Source organism: Castellaniella daejeonensis (genome assembly GCF_039523555.1).
GTDB classification, from domain to species: domain Bacteria; phylum Pseudomonadota; class Gammaproteobacteria; order Burkholderiales; family Burkholderiaceae_B; genus Castellaniella; species Castellaniella daejeonensis.
In genome coordinates this window covers 79,987-97,072 of the sequence record NZ_BAAAFN010000009.1, presented here as the reverse complement: position 1 = coordinate 97,072, position 17,086 = coordinate 79,987, and the positions used below count along the sequence as shown (strand labels likewise).

Here is a 17,086-nt window from a genome sequence, read left to right as displayed (position 1 = left end):
GGGGCGGCCCGGCGGCGAAAAGGGCTCATGGTGGCGCTGCGTCGAACAGGGCGGTGCAGCGCTGCGCGGCGGCGCGGATGTCATCGGCCTCGAACAGGGCGCTGATGACGGCGATGCTGTCGGCGCCCGCCCGGATCACGGGGGCGGCGTTGCCGGGGGTGATGCCGCCGATGGCGACCACTGCCGCGCGCGGATGCCGGATTTCCCCGGCCGGACCATCGGCGGCCCGGCCTTCGGCCAGACGCCGGCCATCGCGGACATGGTCCAGCGTGGCGCGCACGGCATCGGGCTTGACGCTGGAAGGATACATGGCGCCGAAGGCGATGTAGTCGGCGCCTTCGCGCAGCCGGCGGGCGGCCAGTTCGGGCCGGTCGTAGCAGGAACAGCCGATCAGCTTGCCGGCGCCCAGCGCCAGTCGCGCCTGGGCGATGGAGCCGTCTTCCAGGCCCAGGTGGGCGCCGTCGGCGTCCAGGTCGGCCGCCAGGCGCCAGTCGTCGTTGATGATCAGGGCCAGGCCCAGCCGCAGGCACAGGTCGCGGACCGCCTGCGCCTGGACGCGCAGGCCGGCCGGGGCGCCGTGCTTGCGGCGCCACTGCAGGGCGGTCATGCCGCCCGCGTGAGCCAGCTCGATGGCCGCCAGCAGGCGATCGGTATCGGCCCAGTCCGGCGTGACGCCATACAGGCCGCGTGGGAAGCGGGGTGTGTCCGGCGTGCTCATGGCTGGGCGTGCAGCAGGATGCGCTGCCCCATGCCGGGGTGGAAGTGCCGTTCCAGCAGGGCGGAAGAGGCCGCCACAGCCTGGGGGATGGCCTGGTCCGGGTCGAGGCCACGCGCCAGCAGGCAGCACAGCACCGTGGCCAGCAGGCTTTCGGCGTCGCCCGTGCGCACGCGCGGAGCCGGCCAGGGCCAGCGGCGACCGGCCTGGTCGCGCGCATGCAGCACCAGGCCGTTCAGGCCCGTGCCGAGCGCCGCGTTGCAGCACAGGACGAGCGGCGCGCCGAATTCATGCAGGGCGCCGATCGGGTCGTCGGCCCGGGCGGAGGACAGCAGGCCCTGGCTCGCCCATTGCTCGGGCAGGCCGGCATCCACGACGACCAGGTGCGCCTGCGGCACCAGCAGTTCGAGCAGCGCGCCGATGGTTTCCTCGGGGTCCAGGTCTTCCAGGTCGGGTACGGGCGGGGGCGCGCACAGCTGCAGCACCAGGGGCAGGGAGCTGTAGTCGGCCGCGATCTGCGCCAGTGTCGAGATGGTTTCGGGGTCGTACTGCGGACCGATCTTCAGGGCGCCGATGGCCATGTCTTCCAGCAGGCAGCGGGCCTGGTCGTCGATCAGTTCCGGGGACAGCCGCTGGATGGTCTCGGTGCCGGCGGTGTCCTGGACATGGATGGCGGTGGCCACGGATCCCGCGTGCGCGCCCAGGCCCGCGCAAATGACCGCGTCGATCGGCAGGTGACTGGCCCCGCTGGGGTCGAACGGGCCGAAAATCAGGGGCAGGGGAACGGCAGGTGACTGGGGCGCGGGCATGATGGCGGAAAGGAAAGCCGGTCGCCATGGCCGGCGGTTTGTGTACTATAAGCATCCATTCTAATGGATGAGGCAGGACACAGGTCAGTCCCTGCGGATTGACCTGTGTCCTGCCTCAGCCGAGTGCCTTGCAAGGCACGAGGTGGAAATATTAGGGAATTTCATTGTCATGCGAACCTGGATGTGCCTGATCTGCGGCTGGATCTATGACGAGGCGACCGGCTTCCCGGAAGACGGCATCGCGCCCGGCACGCGCTGGGAAGATGTGCCGCCGAACTGGGTCTGCCCCGAATGCGGCGCCCGGAAGGAAGACTTCGAGCTGGTCGAGATCTGAACCCCGCCGGATCGTTCGTGATTCGGCCCGTTTCTGATACTCTAGCGTCATGGGCCACTGGGCCGGACTACAGGAGATTGCCATGACGAAAGTGCCGCATGCCGACGACACCGGTTCGCGCATCGACTTGTCCCGGCAGTTCCTGCTGGCCATGCCGGGAATGGTGTCGGGTGAACTGGCCAATACCGTGATCTATGTCTGCGAGCACACCGAGCACGGCGCGCTGGGGCTGGTGATCAACAGGCCCACCGATCTCACGATCGGCGACCTGCTGCAGCGCATCGACCTGCCCTTGTCGCTGGAAATCGGTCCGGTGCGCGAATCGCCGGTTTTCTTCGGCGGTCCGGTGCAGACCGACCGCGGCTTCGTGCTGCACGTGCCGCGCGGCAAGTACAGCTCCAGCATCGAGCTCGGAGACGACGTGGCGCTGACCACGTCCCGCGATGTGCTGCAGGACGTCGCGGCCGGCCATGGCCCGGCGCGGCTGCTGGTGACGCTGGGCTATGCCGGCTGGGGTGCCGGGCAGCTGGAAGACGAACTCGCCCGCAATGCGTGGCTGAACGTCCTGTCGTCCAACGACATCCTGTTCGATACGCCCGCCGAGGACCGCTACGACGCCGCCCTGGCCCAGCTGGGCATCCGCGCCTCGATGCTGGCCAGCGACGCGGGCCATGCCTGAAACCGAGCAGACGCTGCTGGCCTTCGATTTCGGCCTGAAGAAGATCGGCGTGGCGCTGGGCAACACCCTGACGAACCAGGCGCGTCCGCTGTGCATCCTGACGCCGGCCACGCGCGAACAGCGCTTCGCCCAGGTCGGCGCCCTGCTGGCCGAATGGCAACCCGACCGGGTGATCGTGGGCCTGCCGCTGACCTCCGACGGGGGCGAGCAGCCGGCCTCGGGGCATAGCCGCCGGTTCGCGCACCAGCTCGAGGGCCGTTTCCGCGTACGCGTCGTGCTGGTGGACGAACGCGGTTCCAGCCTCGAGGCCCAGCGCATCCTGGGCACCCACGCCCCCGATGATGCGGTGGCCGCCGCCGTGATCCTGCAGCGCTATCTCGACGACCCTGCTGGCGCGGTCGTGGCCGCCCCGGGCTGAACCCGGGGGCACCGGCCACCTGCCCGCCGGCCGGGTATGATGGGCGCCATTGCCCATGCCGCGCGGAGGATGTCGGTGGCGCTGTTTCTCTTCCTGTTTCGTTCCGTCTTCGTGTCGGCCTGGATCCTGCTGGGTCTCGCGATCGAGCTGCTCGTGTTTCCGCTCCTGAGCCGTGCGGGCAGGCGCCGGGTCGTGGGCGGATGGTCGCGCGGGCTGCTGCGGCTGTGCGGGGTCCGCGTGCGCTGCATGGGCGAGCCGGTGAAGCGGGGGGCCGTCCTGTGGGTGGCCAATCATGTGTCCTGGGTCGACATCTTCGTGCTCAACAGTGTGCGCACGACCTCCTTCGTGGCCAAGAGCGATATCCGCCGCTGGCCGGTGATCGGGCTGCTGGTGGCCTGGGCCGGCACGCTGTTCATCGACCGGCACCACCGGCACGCGGTGCGTGATGCCGGCCGCCAGATGCGCGGCTGCTTCGACCAGGGCGATGCGGTGGGGCTGTTTCCCGAAGGCACCACCACGGACGGCTCGGACGTGCGGCCTTTCCATGCGGGGTTGTTCGATGCCGCGGTGCGGGCGGGCGTACGGACCCAGCCGGTGGCCCTGCGGTTCCTGAAACGCGGCCGGCCGGCGCCTGAACTGGCTTTCGTCGGCGAGCAGACCCTGGTGGCGAACCTGTGGTTCCTGCTCGGTGCCCGGGGCGTGTCGGTGGAATGCATCTATCTGCCCCCGATCCCGGTGGCGGCCGTCCAGGCGCGGGGCGAACTGGCGCAGCGCGCGCATGCCGCCATCCGGGCGGCCGTGCGCGGCGAATGATTCCGGGCCGGTCCCGGATGAGCCAGGGCCGTGTCGTCCCCAGAGTTCAACGGCAGGCGGTGCAGTCCTGCTGGATGATGCGGCGGTCGCGCAGCCGCAGCGCAGTCAGCGACCGGCCCCAGACGCAGCCGGTGTCCAGGCAGATGACGTCCGGCCGGATGTGCAGCCCCAGGGCGGACCAGTGGCCGAAGACCACCGGCTCGGCCGGATCGCGCCGCCCGGGCAGCTCGAACCAGGGCACCAGGCCCGGCGTGGCGTAGGGTTCGCCTTTGTGGTGGAAGTCCATGCGGCCGTCTTCGGCATGGCAGACCCGCATGCGGGTCATGGCGTTGACGATCACCCGCATGCGGTCGCGTCCCTGCAGGGCGTCGTCCCATTGCAGGGGTTCTTCGCCGTACAGGTCGTGCAGGGCGGAGTGCCAGTCGGGGCGGCGCAGGGCGGTCTCGATTTCGCCCGCCAGGGCCTGGGCCAGGTCCAGTGTCCAGGCGGGCAGGATGCCGGCATGCACCATGACATGGCCACGGTCGCGCACCATCATCGGCCGGTGACGCAGCCAGTCGATCAGCTCGGCGGCGTCGGGCGCGGCAAGGATGTCCTGGAATGTGTCCGATTTGCCGGGCGGGCGCACCCCGGCCACCACCGCCAGCAGGTGCAGGTCGTGGTTGCCCAGGATGGCGCGGGCGCGGGAGCCCAGGGACTGGATCAGGCGCAGTGCGCCCAGGGAATCGGGGCCACGGTTGATCAGGTCGCCGGCGAACCACAGCTCGGTATCGGGGCGGGAGAGCTCGGGATGGGCCAGCAGTGCACGCAGGGCGCCGGCGCAGCCCTGGACGTCGCCGATGACCCAGACATCGTTCGATGGCGCTTCCGGAAGGGTCATGCGGGACTCCGCTGGAGCCGGCGCTGGCGCAGCCACAGGGACAGCGGATGACGGTGCTCCATGCCCACCAGGGCCAGCAGGGCAGCCGCCTGGCCGACCAGGCTGGGCACCAGGGCGGTGGCCCAGGGCGGCCAGTCGCCCAGCATGCCGGCATTCAGGGCCAGCTGGTTGAGCATGAAGAAGCCCACCCCCAGGATGATGCCGGCGAAGACCTTCAGGCCGACCCCGCCCCGGCGCGTCTGCATGAAGCCGATCGGCGCGGCGATGGTGACCATCACCAGCAGGGTGAAGGGATAGGCGATCTTGCGCCACAGGGCGACTTCCTGGCGGTCGGCTTCCAGCTGGTTGTTCTTCAGGTAGCGTATGTAGTCCAGCAGGTCCGAGATCGCCATGCGCTCGGGCGTCAGGATGCGGGCGATCAGGCGTTCGGGCGTGAGCGAGGTGGGGACGCTGCGCTGGTCCAGGTGGACGAGTTCGCTGATGGGCGCATCGGGGATGCGGGCATCGGCCAGGGCGTTGGCGGATTGTGGATGGATGCGGGTTTCGGTCAGGTCGCGCAGCACCAGGCGGCCCTGTTCGAACTGGCCGTTGGCGGCCTGGACGACGTCGCGCAGCGTGGCGTCGGGCGCGAATTCGTAGAGAACCACGTCGTCGACGCGGCCCTGGCCGGTGAGCTGGCCGATGTTGATGATGCGGGTGCCACCCTGCTCGTCGGCTTCCTTGAACCAGTAGCCGCTGGACAGGCGGCCGCCGTCGGTTCGGCCCAGCAGCGCCAGGCGGGATTCGCTGCCGCGCAGTTCGGCTGCAGGCGTGATGAATTCCGACAGGATGAAGGCGCCCAGCACCAGGGGAATCGTGATCAGCCACAGGGCGCCCAGCAGGCGCATGCCGCTGACGCCCGAAGCCCGCAGGATGGTGAGTTCATTGCGTTGCGCCAGGCCGGCGAGCGCCAGCACCGCGCCGATCAGCAGGCCGATGGGCAGCAGTTCGTACAGGTGGTTGGGCAGGTCCAGCGCCTGCAGGTAGAACAGGTTCAGCAGGGTCAGGCGCTGGCCGACCTTGTCCAGGCCTTCGATGAGCGCGAAGAACATGAAAAGGCCCACCAGGGCCACCAGGACGACGGCGGTAGAGCGGTAGATTTCGCGGGCGATGTAGCGTCGTGCCGTGCGCATGAGGGGCAATGCGGGGAAAACCTCAATAGTACCTCGAACGGCGGCGAAGGCCGGCGGCGCGGGCTGGTGGCCCCGCGCGCGCGCCGGCTAGGGCACCGCGACCTGGCTCATGCGGGCGCGCACCGTGGCTGCGTGGGATTGCAGGTAGGTGGTGACGCCATGGCGGTCGTAGTAGGCCGGATTGGGCAGCATGGCCGCCAGGCGCGCGGCCTGGCTGGACGACAGGCGTGCCGCGTCCGTGCGGAAGTAGTGGCGGGCCGCGGCCTGGGCGCCGAAAGTGGCGGTGCCCCATTGGGCCACGTTCAGGTAGAGCTCCAGGATGCGGCGCTTGCTCATGACCGCCTCGATCATGTAGGTGAGGATCAGCTCCTGGCCTTTGCGCAGATAGTTGCGTGAATTCGACAGGAACAGGTTCTTGGCGAGCTGCTGGGTGATCGTGGAACCGCCGCGCCGCCGCGAGCGCCCCAGGTCGGCCTGCCGCTGGTTGTAGCTCCAGGCCTTGCGGATGGCGTCCCATTCGACCCCGTCGTGGTCGACGAAGCCACTGTCCTCGGAGGCGATGACGGCGCGCTTCAGGTGGGTGCTGATGCGTTCGTAGGGCACCCATTCGTACGCCAGCCTGGCATCGGGGTCTTCGGCGCGCAGGGCATTGAGCGTGTCCTGCATGATGGGTGTGTTGGACGGGTCGCGGAAATTGAACCAGACCACCATGCCCAGCAGGCCGATCTGATACAGGAAGGCGGCGCACAGCGCCACCAGCAGGGCGGTCGTGATCAGCCTGCGGCCCGGCACGCTCATGATGCCCCCTTGGCGCTGCGCGCCGTCCCCCCGGGGGGGGGCATGAGCGTTTGGGATCGGCCCGGCACGCTCATGGCTTCCCCATATCCAGGCCGCCGCGGGTGAAGTGCCAGGTCCGGGTGATGGCCAGGATGTCGGTGTGACGCGCCAGTTCCGGGGGCAGCGGGTCGAAGGGCGCGGCGAGTTCGACGATGCGGCGGGCGGCGCTGTTCAGCACAGCCTTGTCCGAGGGCCGGTCGAACTGGATGTGGTCCAGGCTGCCGTCGCGCCGGATGTAGACGGTCAGCTGCAGGTCGCCGTAGATGCGGCCGCGCGCCTCGGGCGGGTAGTGCTGCGTGCCGATCAGCTCGATGCGCTGGCGCCAGGCCTCTACGTACTGGGCGTCGTCGGATGCCCGGGCGGAAGGCGCCGTGAAGGTTTGCCGGGGCAGGGCGTTGTAGCGTTCGATGCGTTCCTTCAGGGCCGCGATGCGGGCGCTGAGCACCAGGCTGTCCTGCTGGCGGTCGTCATCGCCGGGGTCGGCGCTGCGGCCCAGCAGTTCCTGAGACGGCCGGGCCGCCCGGACTGTGTCCAGGGATTCCAGCTGGGCCAGCAGGCGGCGCTGTTCGGCTTCGAGTTCGGCCTGCCGCCGCCGCAGCGCGGCCAGCACGGTTTCTTCGGCGCTGCCTTCGGTGGTGCGGGGCAGGGGAGACGAGGCCATGCCGCGCACCTGGTCGCCGCCGCCGTCCAGGTTCTGCTGGGCCAGCGCCTGGGGATTCAGGGGCGCCTGTTCGCTGCGGCTGTTGACCAGGGTGACTTCGAGCGTGGATGTCCGGGTTGCCGGCTGCGGGGGCAGGAAGCGCCAGGCCAGCAGCGCCGCATGCGCCGCCAGGGACAGCAGCAGGGCCACCGCCATGCGGCTCCGGCCTTCGGGCCGAGGCTCCAGCAGTTGCAGCGGCAGCGTGTCCATGCACTCTCCTCAGCCTGTTTCCCGCAGGCGGAAATCGACTTCCAGGCCGATCTCGTCGTAGCCCAGGATGTCCAGCCGCACCTCGGCGCCGCGCTCGAGTTCGGGCAGGCCGTTGATGCGGGTGACGAAGGGGGCGCAGGCCAGCCTGACCAGGTTTTCCCGCAGCACGTGGGCGCTGACTTCCTTCAGGCCCTGCTGTTGCAGCCAGCGGATGCACCAGTAGCGTTCCATGGCGGACTGGAATTCGCCCCACAACGTGTATTGTGAATCGAAGGCGCCGATCAATGCGTACAAGTCCGCGTCCTTGGGCTTGAAGGGCGCTGCCAGGCGGGCGGAGACGCCGTGTTCGGCGGCGGCCAGGATCTGGCCCTGGTTGATCAGGTCGACGTAGCGGCGCAGGGGCGAGGTCGACCAGATGTACTGCGGCACGGCGATGGATTCATGCGGCAGCGCCTGCGTGGACATGCGGGTGCGGCCCATCTGCTGGGACCGGTAGATGCCGGGCACGCCGTGGCGGGCCAGCAGCGCGCCCCATTGCGTGTTGGCCAGGATCATGTATTCGGCCACCAGCCGGTCCAGCGGGGCGTTGCGCTGGCGGGGCACCAGGCGGACGATCGAGTCCGGGTCGTCGGGCGGGCCGTCGATCTCGAAGCCGTATTCGATGCGGTCGTTGTTTTCCGGCTTGCCGCGCGCGCGGTCGCGCACGGCGCACAGCGCCTGGGCGAACTGCCACAGGGGGCGCATCCAGTGGCCATACTGCAAGGGCGCGGCCGGATCGGCCAGGATGGCTTCGGTGACTTCGCCGATCTGTCCGTGCCGCAGATTGGCAGTCACGCGGATGCGTTCCAGGCGGGTCTCGGTGTCCAGGATCTCGCCGTCGGCGAGGCGTCCGGTGACGTACAGGGACAGGGCCGGGCGCCACTGGCCCTCATCCAGGGAAAATGCGGCGATCAGGCCGGGCGCCAGCATGGGGATCTTGTCGCCCGGCATGTAGACGGTGGACATGCGCGCGCGAGCGAGTTCGTCCAGGGTGCTGCCGCGCGTCACGGCCAGGGCGGGCGCGGCGATGTGGATGCCGACGCGGATCGTATCGGGCGTGGGGGTCGAGACCGACAGGGCGTCGTCGATCTCGATGGTGCTGGCGTCGTCCAGCGAGTAGGCCTCGATCTCGGCCTGCGGCAGGTCTGCCCCCCAGTCCTGGATGTCCACCGGCGGCCAGTCCGTGCCGCGGGGGAAATGGGTCGCCAGGAAACGCTCGCGCATCATGGCCAGGGGATGCGGCCAGACGCCCAGCGACAGCAGCAGCCGTTCGGGACTGGTGCCCGACTGCTGCACGGCGGCATCGAAGGCCTTCCATTCCAGGGTGTTCTTGTCGGGCCTGTCCAGGAAGGTCGAGGCAACGGGGCGCAGGGCCTCGGGCAGCGTGCCCGCCAGCATGGCCTCGGTCCATTCGCCCTGCAGCTCGGCCTGGCGGCGTTTCTTTTCGATGGCGGCCAGGGCGGCCTTCAGGATGTCGGGCGGGGCGGGGCGGAAGGCACCCTTGCCGCGCCGGTGGAAGTAGGCCGGCGCTGCCGACAGGGCCAGGATGGTGGCGGTCTTTTCCACTGCGTCGGGCGCGTGGCCGAAGTAGTCTTCGGCCAGGGCGGCGGCCTCGAATTCCTGTTGCGGCGCGCATTCCCACAGGAATCCCGCATCCAGCGTGGCCGCCAGGGTCTCGGCCGCGGGCAGAAGATTCTCGGGGGCAGGCTGCTCGAAGGTGAACAGCACGGCGTTGCGCTTGATCTTGCTGCGCTTGCCGCTGGCCGATTCGACCTGCAGCGAGGTGTCGGCTTCGGAAAAAATGGTTTCGGCCTTGAGCTTGCCGGCGTCTTCGTAGAGAACGTGCATACAGGAAATGGGGCAGCGGGTTCAGTGAGGGGACCGGGGGCGTCGGCGCGCCAGCCGGTCGAGCAGGGTCTGGTGGATGCCGCCGAAGCTGCCGTTGCTCATGACGAGCACCTGGTCGCCGGGCTGCGCGGCGTCGCAGACGGCGTCGGCCAGCGCGTCCAGGTCATCGCCTGCCCACAGGCGTTCGCCCAGGGAAGCCAGCACCTGGCCGGGGTTCCAGCCCAGGGCGTGCCGGCCCCGGGTGGCGCCGTAGCAGAATACCCGGTCGGCGCCGGCCAGCGCTTCCGGCAGCCGGGCGGCCATCGTGCCCAGCTTCATGGTGTTGGATCGCGGCTCGATCACCGCCAGGATCCGGGTCTGCGGGCCGACGCGTCGGCGCAGGCCGTCCAGGGTGGTGGCGATGGCGCTGGGATGGTGGGCGAAATCGTCGTAGACGGCCACCCCATCCTGCGTGCCGCGCAGTTCCAGGCGGCGGCGCACTCCCTGGAAGCGGTTCAGGGCCGCAATGCCATCTGCCGGCGCGATGCCTGCGTGCCCGGCGGCCGCCAGGGCGGCCAGGGCGTTGGCCTGGTTGTGGGCTCCGGCGAGCGACCAGTCCAGTATCCCGACCGGCTGGCCGCGCAGCAGGATGCGGCAGCGCCGGCCGTCGTCCGTTTCGGGTTCCGCTCGCCAGTCGCCGCCGGGACCGAAAGTTTCGACCGGCGTCCAGCAGCCGCGCGCCAGGACACGGTCCAGGGCGTCGCTGGCCGCCGGCCGGACAAGATGGCCCGCCGCCGGGACGGTGCGCACAAGGTGGTGGAACTGGGTTTCGATCGCGGCCAGGTCGGGGAAGATGTCGGCGTGGTCGTATTCGAGGTTGTTCAGGATGGCGGTGCGGGGCCGGTAGTGGACGAATTTCGAGCGCTTGTCGAAGAAAGCCGTGTCGTATTCGTCGGCCTCGATCACGAAATGGCGGCGTGCCGGGTCGTAGCGGGCCGACACGCCCAGGTCCGGCGCCACGCCACCGATCAGGAAGTTGGCCGGCTTGCCGGACTGCTCGAAGATCCAGGCCAGCATGGCGCTGGTCGTGGTCTTGCCGTGGGTGCCCGCCACGGCCAGGACATGCTGTCCGCCCAGGACATGGTCGGACAGCCACTGCGGGCCGGACGTATAGGGCAGCCCGAGATCCAGGATGGCTTCCATCAGCGGGTTGCCCCGGCTGACGACGTTGCCGACCACGTACAGGTCCGCGCCCAGGCCGGTCTGGCTGGCGTCGAAGCCTTCGATCAGGTCGATGCCTTGTTCGCGCAGCTGCGTGCTCATGGGCGGGTAGACGCCCGCGTCGCAGCCGGTGACCTTGTGGCCCGCCGCGCGGGCGATCAGGGCGAGACCGCCCATGAACGTGCCACAGATTCCCAATATATGTACGTGCATCGCATCCTCCGGCCTGTATTGTAAGGAACCTCTGGACGCGCCGTCGCGCCGTGCGCATCCGCCGATGTCCGGAGACTGGCTCCCCGGGTCCGATGCTATGATGGCCGATGGGTAAGGTCAGCTGGATGGACGGCGTTTCACATGGATAGGCGGAATTTCTTGCGCACGGCTTCCCTGGCGGCGCTGGGGCTTGCGGCTGCGGCGCGCGGCGCGGGGGCCTCGATCCTGCCGGCCAATCCGGTGTTCGGCCGCACGTTCACCGACCTGCAGGGCCGTGACCAGGCCCTGTCGGCCTATGTGGGGCGGCCGGTGCTGATGAATTTCTGGGCCAGCTGGTGCGCGCCCTGCGTGCGCGAGATGCCCCTGCTCGAAACCCTGCACCAGCGCTATCCCGATCTGGCCCTGCTCGGGCTGGCGATCGACACCCAGGCCAACGTCGAGCGGTTCCTCCAGAAAGTCCAGGTGTCCTACACCCTGCTGCTGACCGGCACCCAGGGGATTCCGCTGATGCGCGAACTGGGCAACAAGGGCGGCGGCCTGCCGTTCACCCTGCTGTTCGACCGCAGCGGACGTGTGGCCGATTCGATCATGGGTGAACTCGATCCGGACGATATCGAGCGGCGCCTGGGGCAGATACTTTAAGTTTCAAAAATAGCCCCACCGGCTCTTTCCGAGCCCATTTTTATGGACAAATCGGCGGTTTTAGCGTAAAAAGGCGCTTTGAAGGGTACCCCCTCATACCCAGGATCAGGCGGCTTCGGGCAGCACCGAGAGCTGCCCGCTGGCAGCAGCATCACATGTGGCCGTCGTGGATTCTCCCCGCAGCGTCGGGGCCGGACCGACGGCGCATTTGTTTCTGCCGTCCGGATCCGATCATCGAACGGCCCCTCACGATTGGGCCAGCACACAGGAATTTATCGTCATGGATCTCCGAAAACTGAAAACGCTGATCGACCTGGTGGCCGATTCGGGCATCGCCGAACTGGAAATCACCGAGGGTGAAGGCAAGGTCCGCATCGTGAAGTTTTCCCAGGTTGCCGCGCCCGCCCCGGTCGCCGCTGCCGCTGCCCCCGCCCAGGTCGTGGCTGCGCCCGCCGCCGCGCCCGCTGCCGCTGCCGCCCCGGCGCCCGCCGTTCCGCAGGGTCACCAGGTCAAGGCGCCGATGGTCGGCACCTTCTACCGCGCGCCCAACCCGAACGCCCCCGCCTTCGTCGAAGTCGGCCAGGCCGTCAAGGAAGGCGATCCCCTGTGCATCATCGAGGCGATGAAGCTGCTGAACGAGATCGAGGCCGACAAGTCCGGCGTGATCAAGGAAATCCTCGTCGAAAACGGCGAACCGGTCGAATACGGCCAGCCTCTGTTCATCATCGCCTGAACGCCATGTTCGAAAAAATCCTGATCGCCAATCGCGGCGAAATCGCCCTTCGGATCCTGCGTGCCTGCCGCGAACTGGGCGTCAAGACCGTGGTCGTGCATTCCGAGGCCGACCGCGAGGCCAAGTACGTGCGCCTGGCCGATGAATCCGTCTGCATCGGGCCCGCCACGCCGCGCGACAGCTATCTGAACATGCCCGCGCTGATCTCGGCCGCCGAAGTCACAGACGCCGAGGCCATCCACCCCGGCTACGGCTTCCTGTCGGAAAACGCCGATTTCGCGGAACGGGTGGAAAAGAGCGGTTTCGTCTTCATCGGACCGCGTCCCGAAAGCATACGCACCATGGGCGACAAGGTCAGCGCCAAGCAGGCGATGATCGCCGCGGGTGTGCCGGTCGTGCCGGGCTCGGGCGGCGCGCTGCCCGACGACCCCAAGGAAATCATGCGCATCGCCGCCGACGTCGGCTATCCGGTCATCATCAAGGCCGCGGGCGGTGGCGGCGGGCGCGGCATGCGGGTGGTCTATACCGAGGCCGCCCTGCTCAACGCGGTGGCCATGACGCGCACCGAAGCCGGTGCCGCCTTCAACAACCCCGAGGTCTATCTCGAGAAGTTCCTGGAAAACCCCCGGCACATCGAGATCCAGGTGCTGGCCGACGGCGAGGGCAAGGCTGTCTGGCTGGGCGAGCGCGACTGCTCCATGCAGCGCCGCCACCAGAAGATCATCGAAGAAGCGCCCGCGCCCGGCATCGACCGCGCGCTGGTCGAGCGCATCGGCGAGCGCTGCGCCGAAGCCTGCCGCCAGATGCGCTATCGCGGCGCCGGCACCTTCGAATTCCTGTACGAAAACGGGGAATTCTTCTTCATCGAGATGAACACCCGTATCCAGGTCGAGCACACGATCACCGAAATGATCACCGGCATCGACCTGGTCCAGCAGCAGCTGCGCATCGCAGCCGGCGAGAAATTCACCCTGCGCCAGCGCGACATCCATCTGCACGGCCATGCGATCGAATGCCGGATCAATGCCGAGGACCCCTACAAGTTCACGCCCAGCCCGGGCAAGATCACCAACTGGCACACGCCGGGCGGCCCGGGCGTGCGCATGGACTCGCACGTGTTCACCGGCTACACCGTGCCGCCTTTCTATGACTCGATGATCGCCAAGCTCATCGCTTACGGCGACGACCGCCACCAGGCGATCATGCGCATGGACATCGCCCTGTCCGAAATGATCGTCGAGGGGGTGCATACCAACATTCCGCTGCATCGCGAGTTGATGCAGGATGCCCGGTTCGTCGCAGGCGGCACCAGCATCCACTATCTCGAACAGAAACTCGCTGCGCGCACCTGAGGTCCGGCATGCGAGAGTTGGTGCTCAACTGCGTGGAAAGCCAGGCCGAGGCCTGGTCGGACGCGCTCCTGGAAGCCGGCGCCCTGTCGGTGTCGGTCGAGGATGCCGACGGCGATACCGAACACGAGCAGGCGCTGTTCGGCGAACCCGGCACGGAACCCGAGGTCCAGGCCTGGCGGCGCAACCGCCTGGTGGCCCTGCTGGCCGACGGCGACGATCCGGCCCATCTGCTGGCCTCGCTGGACGGCCTGGCCGGACCGGCGCCCGGGCAGGACGACTGGTTCCTGCGCGACGTGCCCGATGCCGACTGGGTGCGCCTGACGCAGTCCCAGTTCGGTCCCATCGTGGTCAGCGAACGCATCTGGATCGTGCCGAGCTGGCACCGGGACGACGCCGGGCTGCCCCCGGCCGGCGCCCGCGACGGCATCGTGCGCATCGAGCTCGACCCCGGCCTGGCCTTCGGCACCGGCAGCCATCCCACCACGCACCTGTGCCTGGAATGGCTGGCGGCCCATCTGCAGGGCGGCGAGACCGTGCTGGACTACGGCTGCGGTTCCGGCATCCTGGCGATCGCCGCGCGCCTGCTGGGGGCCGGACCGACCCAGGGCGTGGACATCGACGAGCAGGCGGTGCTGGCCACGGCCCGCAACGCGGCCGCCAATGGCGTGGACGTGCAGGCCTGCCTGCCCGACGACCTGCCCGCCGGCACCAGCCGGGTGGTGGTCGCCAACATCCTGTCCAACCCGCTCAAGATCCTGGCCCCGATGCTGGCCGCCCGCGTGGCGCCCGGCGGCTGGCTGGCGCTGTCCGGCGTGCTGGAACGCCAGGCGGATGAGGTCTGCCAGGCCTACGCACCGTACCTGCCCTTGCGCGTCTGGGAGGCCCGCGACGGCTGGGTCTGCCTGACGGGACGCAAGGCCTGACGGAGCGCGGCGGTGATGGACCTGACCACGCGCTGCCCGAAATGCGGGACCGTGTTCCAGGCGGGCCTGTCGGATCTGCAATTGCGCAAGGGCTACATCCGTTGCGTGCAGTGCGCCCATATCTTCGATGGCTATGCCGAGGTGGTCTCGGATGCCTCCGCCGCCCCGGCCGCCGCTCCGCCGCCACCGCCCGCCAACGTCCCCGAACCGCCGGCCGCTCCCGCGCCCCAGGTGATCCGCCCCGGCCGGTCCCCGGCCCCGCCGTCCGAGTTCACGCCCGCGTTCCGCATCGGCGTGGCGCCCTGGCCAGACGATCGGCCCGAGCCCCGCATCGGGGAACCGGCCGTCCGCGCGGGTACGCGTCCCGTCGAGGAAATCCTGGCCGATGAAGGGTGGGTGCCCGATGCAGGCGGTGCACCCGATGATGCGGGCATGGACGATCCGCCCGCCCAGGAGGCCCCCTTCGTGGTCGAACCCAGGCCGGGACATCGCAGCCAGGGCGGGTCCGCGGCGCCCCTGCTGCGCGACGAGGACGCCTACGGCTGGTGGGATGCCCTGCTGAGGTTCTGTGCCCGGCTGCTGTTCGTCCTGCTGCTGATCCTGCTGGCCGCGCAGGCCGTCTATGTCTATCGGGCCGACATCGCCCGCATGGTGCCGGCCCTGAGACCCGCGCTCGAGCGGGCCTGCGAGCCGCTGCGTTGCCAGGTGCCCTATGCCAGGGACATCGCCCGGATCGCCATCACGGGGTCTTCGCTGAAGGCGGCCGATGACGGCGCCATGGCCGACAGGCCCGCCGACCAGGAACCTTCCGAGCAGCATTTCGTGCTGCACGTGACCCTGCGCAACCTGGCCGAACAGCCCCAGGAATGGCCCACCCTGATCCTCGACCTGAAGGATGCGGCCGGCACCCTGCTGGTGCGCCGCAATCTTTCGCCGGCCGAATACCTGGGGGCGGCGCGCGCCGCCCAGCCCTTTGCCGCCCGCGGCGAAGTCCTGGTGCGCGTGCCCCTCACCCTGAGCGGTATCCGCATCAACGGCTACCAGCTCGATCTCTTCTATCCCTGAAGGAATTCCATCCCCATGTCCAAGGACGTCCTGATCTGCGGTTCCATCGCCTTCGACACCATTGCCGTGTTCGAGGGCCGCTTCCGCGACCACATCCTGGCCGACAGCATCAAGTCTCTCAGCGTCTCGTTCTTCGCGCCTTCGCTGCGCAAGGAATACGGCGGCTGCGCGGGCAATATCGCCTACAGCCTGAAGCTGCTGGGCGGCCAGCCCGTGCCTGTCGGCACCGTGGGCCAGGATGCCGACGGCTATCTGCAGCGCCTGCGCGACCTGGGCATCGATACCCGCCTGGTGCGCGTGCTGCCGGATACCTACACGGCGCAGTGCCACATCATCACGGACCAGGAAAACAACCAGATCGCCTCGTTCCACCCCGGCGCGATGCTGCGTTCGGCCGAAAACGACCTGAGCGGCAACGCCGCATGCTGGGCCATCGTCTCGCCCGATTCCAAGGACGGCATGTTCAGCCATGCCGAGCGCCTGCGGGCCGAAGGCATCCCCTTCATCTTCGACCTGGGGCAGGCCATGCCCCTGTTCGACGGCGGCGATCTGCAGCGCATGCTGGGCATGGCCAGCATCCTGACCGCCAACGACTATGAAGCCAGCGTGATCGAAGAGCGCATGGGGCGGTCCGTCCAGGAACTTGCTGCCGGCCTGCAGGCCGTGGTGGTGACCCGGGGCGGCGAAGGTGCCTCGCTGTTCGTCGGCGATGAGCGCACCGACATCCCGGCCCCGCCCGTTGAGCGGGTCGTGGACCCGACCGGATGCGGCGACGCGCACCGCGCCGGCCTGCTGTACGGCCTGGCGAATGGCTGGTCACTGCGGGATGCCTGTTGCTTGGCGAACGTCATGGGGGGCTTTAAAATCGCCCATAGAGGTCCGCAGAATCACAGCCCGTCGCGTACCGACATCGCGGCGGCGCTGCAACAGCATTACGGCATCGATGCGGGCATGCTCGCCTGATCCGGATACGGCCCCCCTTTTTCACTCCAGGAGTCCAGCCATGGCGATCCTCACGCATGCTCTTTCTTCCCGCGCGGCGCGCCTGACCGCCGCCGCCGGTGTTTCCCTTTCGCTGCTCGTCCTGGCCGGCTGCGCCAGCCAGTCCGCTTCCAGCTCCGTCTACACCTACGGCCAGGCCCAGCAAGAACAGATCGTGCGCTACGGCACCGTGGTGTCCGTGCGGCCCGTGGTCATCCAGTCCGACAAGTCCTCCGGGGTCGGCGCGATCGGCGGCGCGGCGCTGGGCGGGGTGGCCGGCAGCGCCATCGGCGGCGGCCGCGGTCAGATCCTCACCTCGATCGGCGGCGCCCTGCTTGGCGGCCTGGCCGGCAATGCGGTCGAAAACCAGGTCAACAAGACCAACGGCCTGGAAATCACGGTACGCCTGGACAACGGCGAGACCCGCGTGATCGCCCAGGCGGCCGACGTGGCGCTCAGTTCCGGCCAGCGCGTCCAGGTCATCAGCGGCGGCGGTCCCACCCGCGTGGTGCCGATGTAATCG

Annotated in this window: 19 protein-coding genes; 11 read left to right on the top strand and 8 right to left on the bottom strand. The window is 69.0% G+C overall.

Features of this window, described 5'->3' with window-relative positions:
• Positions 1-25 precede the first annotated feature (25 nt).
• Together thiE and thiD are read right to left on the bottom strand one after the other, a co-directional pair.
• Complete coding sequence (gene thiE / locus ABD022_RS06335) at positions 26-718, bottom strand: thiamine phosphate synthase (protein WP_325126683.1); 693 nt, start codon at positions 716-718, stop codon at positions 26-28.
• On the bottom strand, positions 715-1,524 hold the full coding sequence (thiD, locus tag ABD022_RS06330) for a bifunctional hydroxymethylpyrimidine kinase/phosphomethylpyrimidine kinase (RefSeq protein WP_325126685.1): 810 nt from the start codon (positions 1,522-1,524) through the stop codon (positions 715-717). The genes thiE and thiD overlap by 4 nt, the downstream gene beginning before the upstream one ends.
• 169 nt (positions 1,525-1,693) lie before the next feature.
• On the opposite strand from thiD, the gene ABD022_RS06325 reads away from it, so the two are divergent.
• From ABD022_RS06325 to ABD022_RS06310, 4 genes are all read left to right on the top strand, one after another.
• Complete coding sequence (locus ABD022_RS06325) at positions 1,694-1,858, top strand: rubredoxin (RefSeq protein WP_325126687.1); 165 nt, start codon at positions 1,694-1,696, stop codon at positions 1,856-1,858.
• An 82-nt stretch (positions 1,859-1,940) separates the two neighbouring features.
• Positions 1,941-2,537, top strand: a complete 597-nt coding sequence (locus ABD022_RS06320) for a YqgE/AlgH family protein (RefSeq protein WP_343820497.1) — start codon at positions 1,941-1,943, stop codon at positions 2,535-2,537.
• Positions 2,530-2,955, top strand: coding sequence for a Holliday junction resolvase RuvX (gene ruvX, locus ABD022_RS06315; protein WP_325126692.1), 426 nt, complete (start codon positions 2,530-2,532; stop codon positions 2,953-2,955). Before ABD022_RS06320 ends, ruvX begins: the two co-directional genes overlap by 8 nt.
• A 75-nt stretch (positions 2,956-3,030) precedes the next feature.
• The gene (locus tag ABD022_RS06310; RefSeq protein WP_325126693.1) at positions 3,031-3,768 is read left to right on the top strand and encodes a lysophospholipid acyltransferase family protein; all 738 of its coding nucleotides are present in this window, start codon (positions 3,031-3,033) and stop codon (positions 3,766-3,768) included.
• 46 nt (positions 3,769-3,814) lie between these two features.
• Here the strand turns inward: ABD022_RS06310 and ABD022_RS06305 are convergent, their stop codons facing one another.
• The 6 genes from ABD022_RS06305 to mpl all read right to left on the bottom strand — a co-directional run bounded on the left by ABD022_RS06305 (position 3,815) and on the right by mpl (position 10,867).
• Positions 3,815-4,648: a symmetrical bis(5'-nucleosyl)-tetraphosphatase gene (locus ABD022_RS06305; protein WP_343820495.1), complete on the bottom strand. Its 834-nt coding sequence runs from the start codon at positions 4,646-4,648 to the stop codon at positions 3,815-3,817.
• Positions 4,645-5,820: an LPS export ABC transporter permease LptG gene (gene lptG / locus ABD022_RS06300; protein ID WP_325126697.1), complete on the bottom strand. Its 1,176-nt coding sequence runs from the start codon at positions 5,818-5,820 to the stop codon at positions 4,645-4,647. The genes ABD022_RS06305 and lptG overlap by 4 nt, the downstream gene beginning before the upstream one ends.
• An 87-nt stretch (positions 5,821-5,907) precedes the next feature.
• Entirely contained in the window at positions 5,908-6,618 is a 711-nt protein-coding gene (gene mtgA / locus ABD022_RS06295) for a monofunctional biosynthetic peptidoglycan transglycosylase (protein WP_325126698.1), read from the bottom strand.
• Between the two features lie 70 nt (positions 6,619-6,688).
• Positions 6,689-7,567: an energy transducer TonB gene (locus ABD022_RS06290; RefSeq protein WP_325126700.1), complete on the bottom strand. Its 879-nt coding sequence runs from the start codon at positions 7,565-7,567 to the stop codon at positions 6,689-6,691.
• 9 nt (positions 7,568-7,576) lie between these two features.
• Positions 7,577-9,454 carry a ribonuclease catalytic domain-containing protein gene (locus ABD022_RS06285; protein WP_343820492.1) on the bottom strand — a complete coding sequence of 626 codons (1,878 nt, stop codon included), beginning with the start codon at positions 9,452-9,454 and terminating at the stop codon, positions 7,577-7,579.
• A 21-nt stretch (positions 9,455-9,475) separates the two neighbouring features.
• Positions 9,476-10,867: a UDP-N-acetylmuramate:L-alanyl-gamma-D-glutamyl-meso-diaminopimelate ligase gene (gene mpl / locus ABD022_RS06280; RefSeq protein ID WP_325126704.1), complete on the bottom strand. Its 1,392-nt coding sequence runs from the start codon at positions 10,865-10,867 to the stop codon at positions 9,476-9,478.
• A gap of 159 nt (positions 10,868-11,026) precedes the next feature.
• Here mpl and ABD022_RS06275 point away from each other — a divergent pair, with 159 nt between their 5' ends.
• The 7 genes from ABD022_RS06275 to ABD022_RS06245 all read left to right on the top strand — a co-directional run bounded on the left by ABD022_RS06275 (position 11,027) and on the right by ABD022_RS06245 (position 17,083).
• Positions 11,027-11,509, top strand: a complete 483-nt coding sequence (locus ABD022_RS06275) for a TlpA family protein disulfide reductase (protein ID WP_343820490.1) — start codon at positions 11,027-11,029, stop codon at positions 11,507-11,509.
• Positions 11,510-11,789: 280 nt separating this feature from the next.
• The gene (gene accB, locus ABD022_RS06270; protein ID WP_325126708.1) at positions 11,790-12,242 is read left to right on the top strand and encodes an acetyl-CoA carboxylase biotin carboxyl carrier protein; all 453 of its coding nucleotides are present in this window, start codon (positions 11,790-11,792) and stop codon (positions 12,240-12,242) included.
• 5 nt (positions 12,243-12,247) lie between these two features.
• On the top strand, positions 12,248-13,594 hold the full coding sequence (gene accC / locus ABD022_RS06265; RefSeq protein ID WP_325126711.1) for an acetyl-CoA carboxylase biotin carboxylase subunit: 1,347 nt from the start codon (positions 12,248-12,250) through the stop codon (positions 13,592-13,594).
• A gap of 8 nt (positions 13,595-13,602) precedes the next feature.
• On the top strand, positions 13,603-14,517 hold the full coding sequence (gene prmA / locus ABD022_RS06260) for a 50S ribosomal protein L11 methyltransferase (protein WP_325126713.1): 915 nt from the start codon (positions 13,603-13,605) through the stop codon (positions 14,515-14,517).
• Between the two features lie 15 nt (positions 14,518-14,532).
• Entirely contained in the window at positions 14,533-15,582 is a 1,050-nt protein-coding gene (locus ABD022_RS06255; protein ID WP_325126716.1) for a zinc-ribbon and DUF3426 domain-containing protein, read from the top strand.
• A gap of 15 nt (positions 15,583-15,597) precedes the next feature.
• Positions 15,598-16,545 (top strand): carbohydrate kinase family protein, encoded by a 948-nt coding sequence (locus ABD022_RS06250; RefSeq protein ID WP_325126719.1) that lies wholly within the window; start codon positions 15,598-15,600, stop codon positions 16,543-16,545.
• 40 nt (positions 16,546-16,585) lie between these two features.
• A complete protein-coding gene (locus ABD022_RS06245) occupies positions 16,586-17,083 on the top strand; it encodes an outer membrane lipoprotein (RefSeq protein WP_325126721.1) in 498 nt (165 codons plus the stop codon).
• Positions 17,084-17,086: the final 3 nt, after the last annotated feature.

Coding starts and splice junctions, on each gene's coding strand:
- thiE (WP_325126683.1), bottom strand. CDS start 718: ATGAGCACGCCGGACACACCCCGCTTCCCACGCGGCCTGTATGGCGTC.
- thiD (WP_325126685.1), bottom strand. CDS start 1,524: ATGCCCGCGCCCCAGTCACCTGCCGTTCCCCTGCCCCTGATTTTCGGC.
- ABD022_RS06325 (WP_325126687.1), top strand. CDS start 1,694: ATGCGAACCTGGATGTGCCTGATCTGCGGCTGGATCTATGACGAGGCG.
- ABD022_RS06320 (WP_343820497.1), top strand. CDS start 1,941: ATGACGAAAGTGCCGCATGCCGACGACACCGGTTCGCGCATCGACTTG.
- ruvX (WP_325126692.1), top strand. CDS start 2,530: ATGCCTGAAACCGAGCAGACGCTGCTGGCCTTCGATTTCGGCCTGAAG.
- ABD022_RS06305 (WP_343820495.1), bottom strand. CDS start 4,648: ATGACCCTTCCGGAAGCGCCATCGAACGATGTCTGGGTCATCGGCGAC.
- lptG (WP_325126697.1), bottom strand. CDS start 5,820: ATGCGCACGGCACGACGCTACATCGCCCGCGAAATCTACCGCTCTACC.
- mtgA (WP_325126698.1), bottom strand. CDS start 6,618: ATGAGCGTGCCGGGCCGCAGGCTGATCACGACCGCCCTGCTGGTGGCG.
- ABD022_RS06290 (WP_325126700.1), bottom strand. CDS start 7,567: ATGGACACGCTGCCGCTGCAACTGCTGGAGCCTCGGCCCGAAGGCCGG.
- ABD022_RS06285 (WP_343820492.1), bottom strand. CDS start 9,454: ATGCACGTTCTCTACGAAGACGCCGGCAAGCTCAAGGCCGAAACCATT.
- mpl (WP_325126704.1), bottom strand. CDS start 10,867: ATGCACGTACATATATTGGGAATCTGTGGCACGTTCATGGGCGGTCTC.
- accB (WP_325126708.1), top strand. CDS start 11,790: ATGGATCTCCGAAAACTGAAAACGCTGATCGACCTGGTGGCCGATTCG.
- accC (WP_325126711.1), top strand. CDS start 12,248: ATGTTCGAAAAAATCCTGATCGCCAATCGCGGCGAAATCGCCCTTCGG.
- prmA (WP_325126713.1), top strand. CDS start 13,603: ATGCGAGAGTTGGTGCTCAACTGCGTGGAAAGCCAGGCCGAGGCCTGG.
- ABD022_RS06255 (WP_325126716.1), top strand. CDS start 14,533: ATGGACCTGACCACGCGCTGCCCGAAATGCGGGACCGTGTTCCAGGCG.
- ABD022_RS06250 (WP_325126719.1), top strand. CDS start 15,598: ATGTCCAAGGACGTCCTGATCTGCGGTTCCATCGCCTTCGACACCATT.
- ABD022_RS06245 (WP_325126721.1), top strand. CDS start 16,586: ATGGCGATCCTCACGCATGCTCTTTCTTCCCGCGCGGCGCGCCTGACC.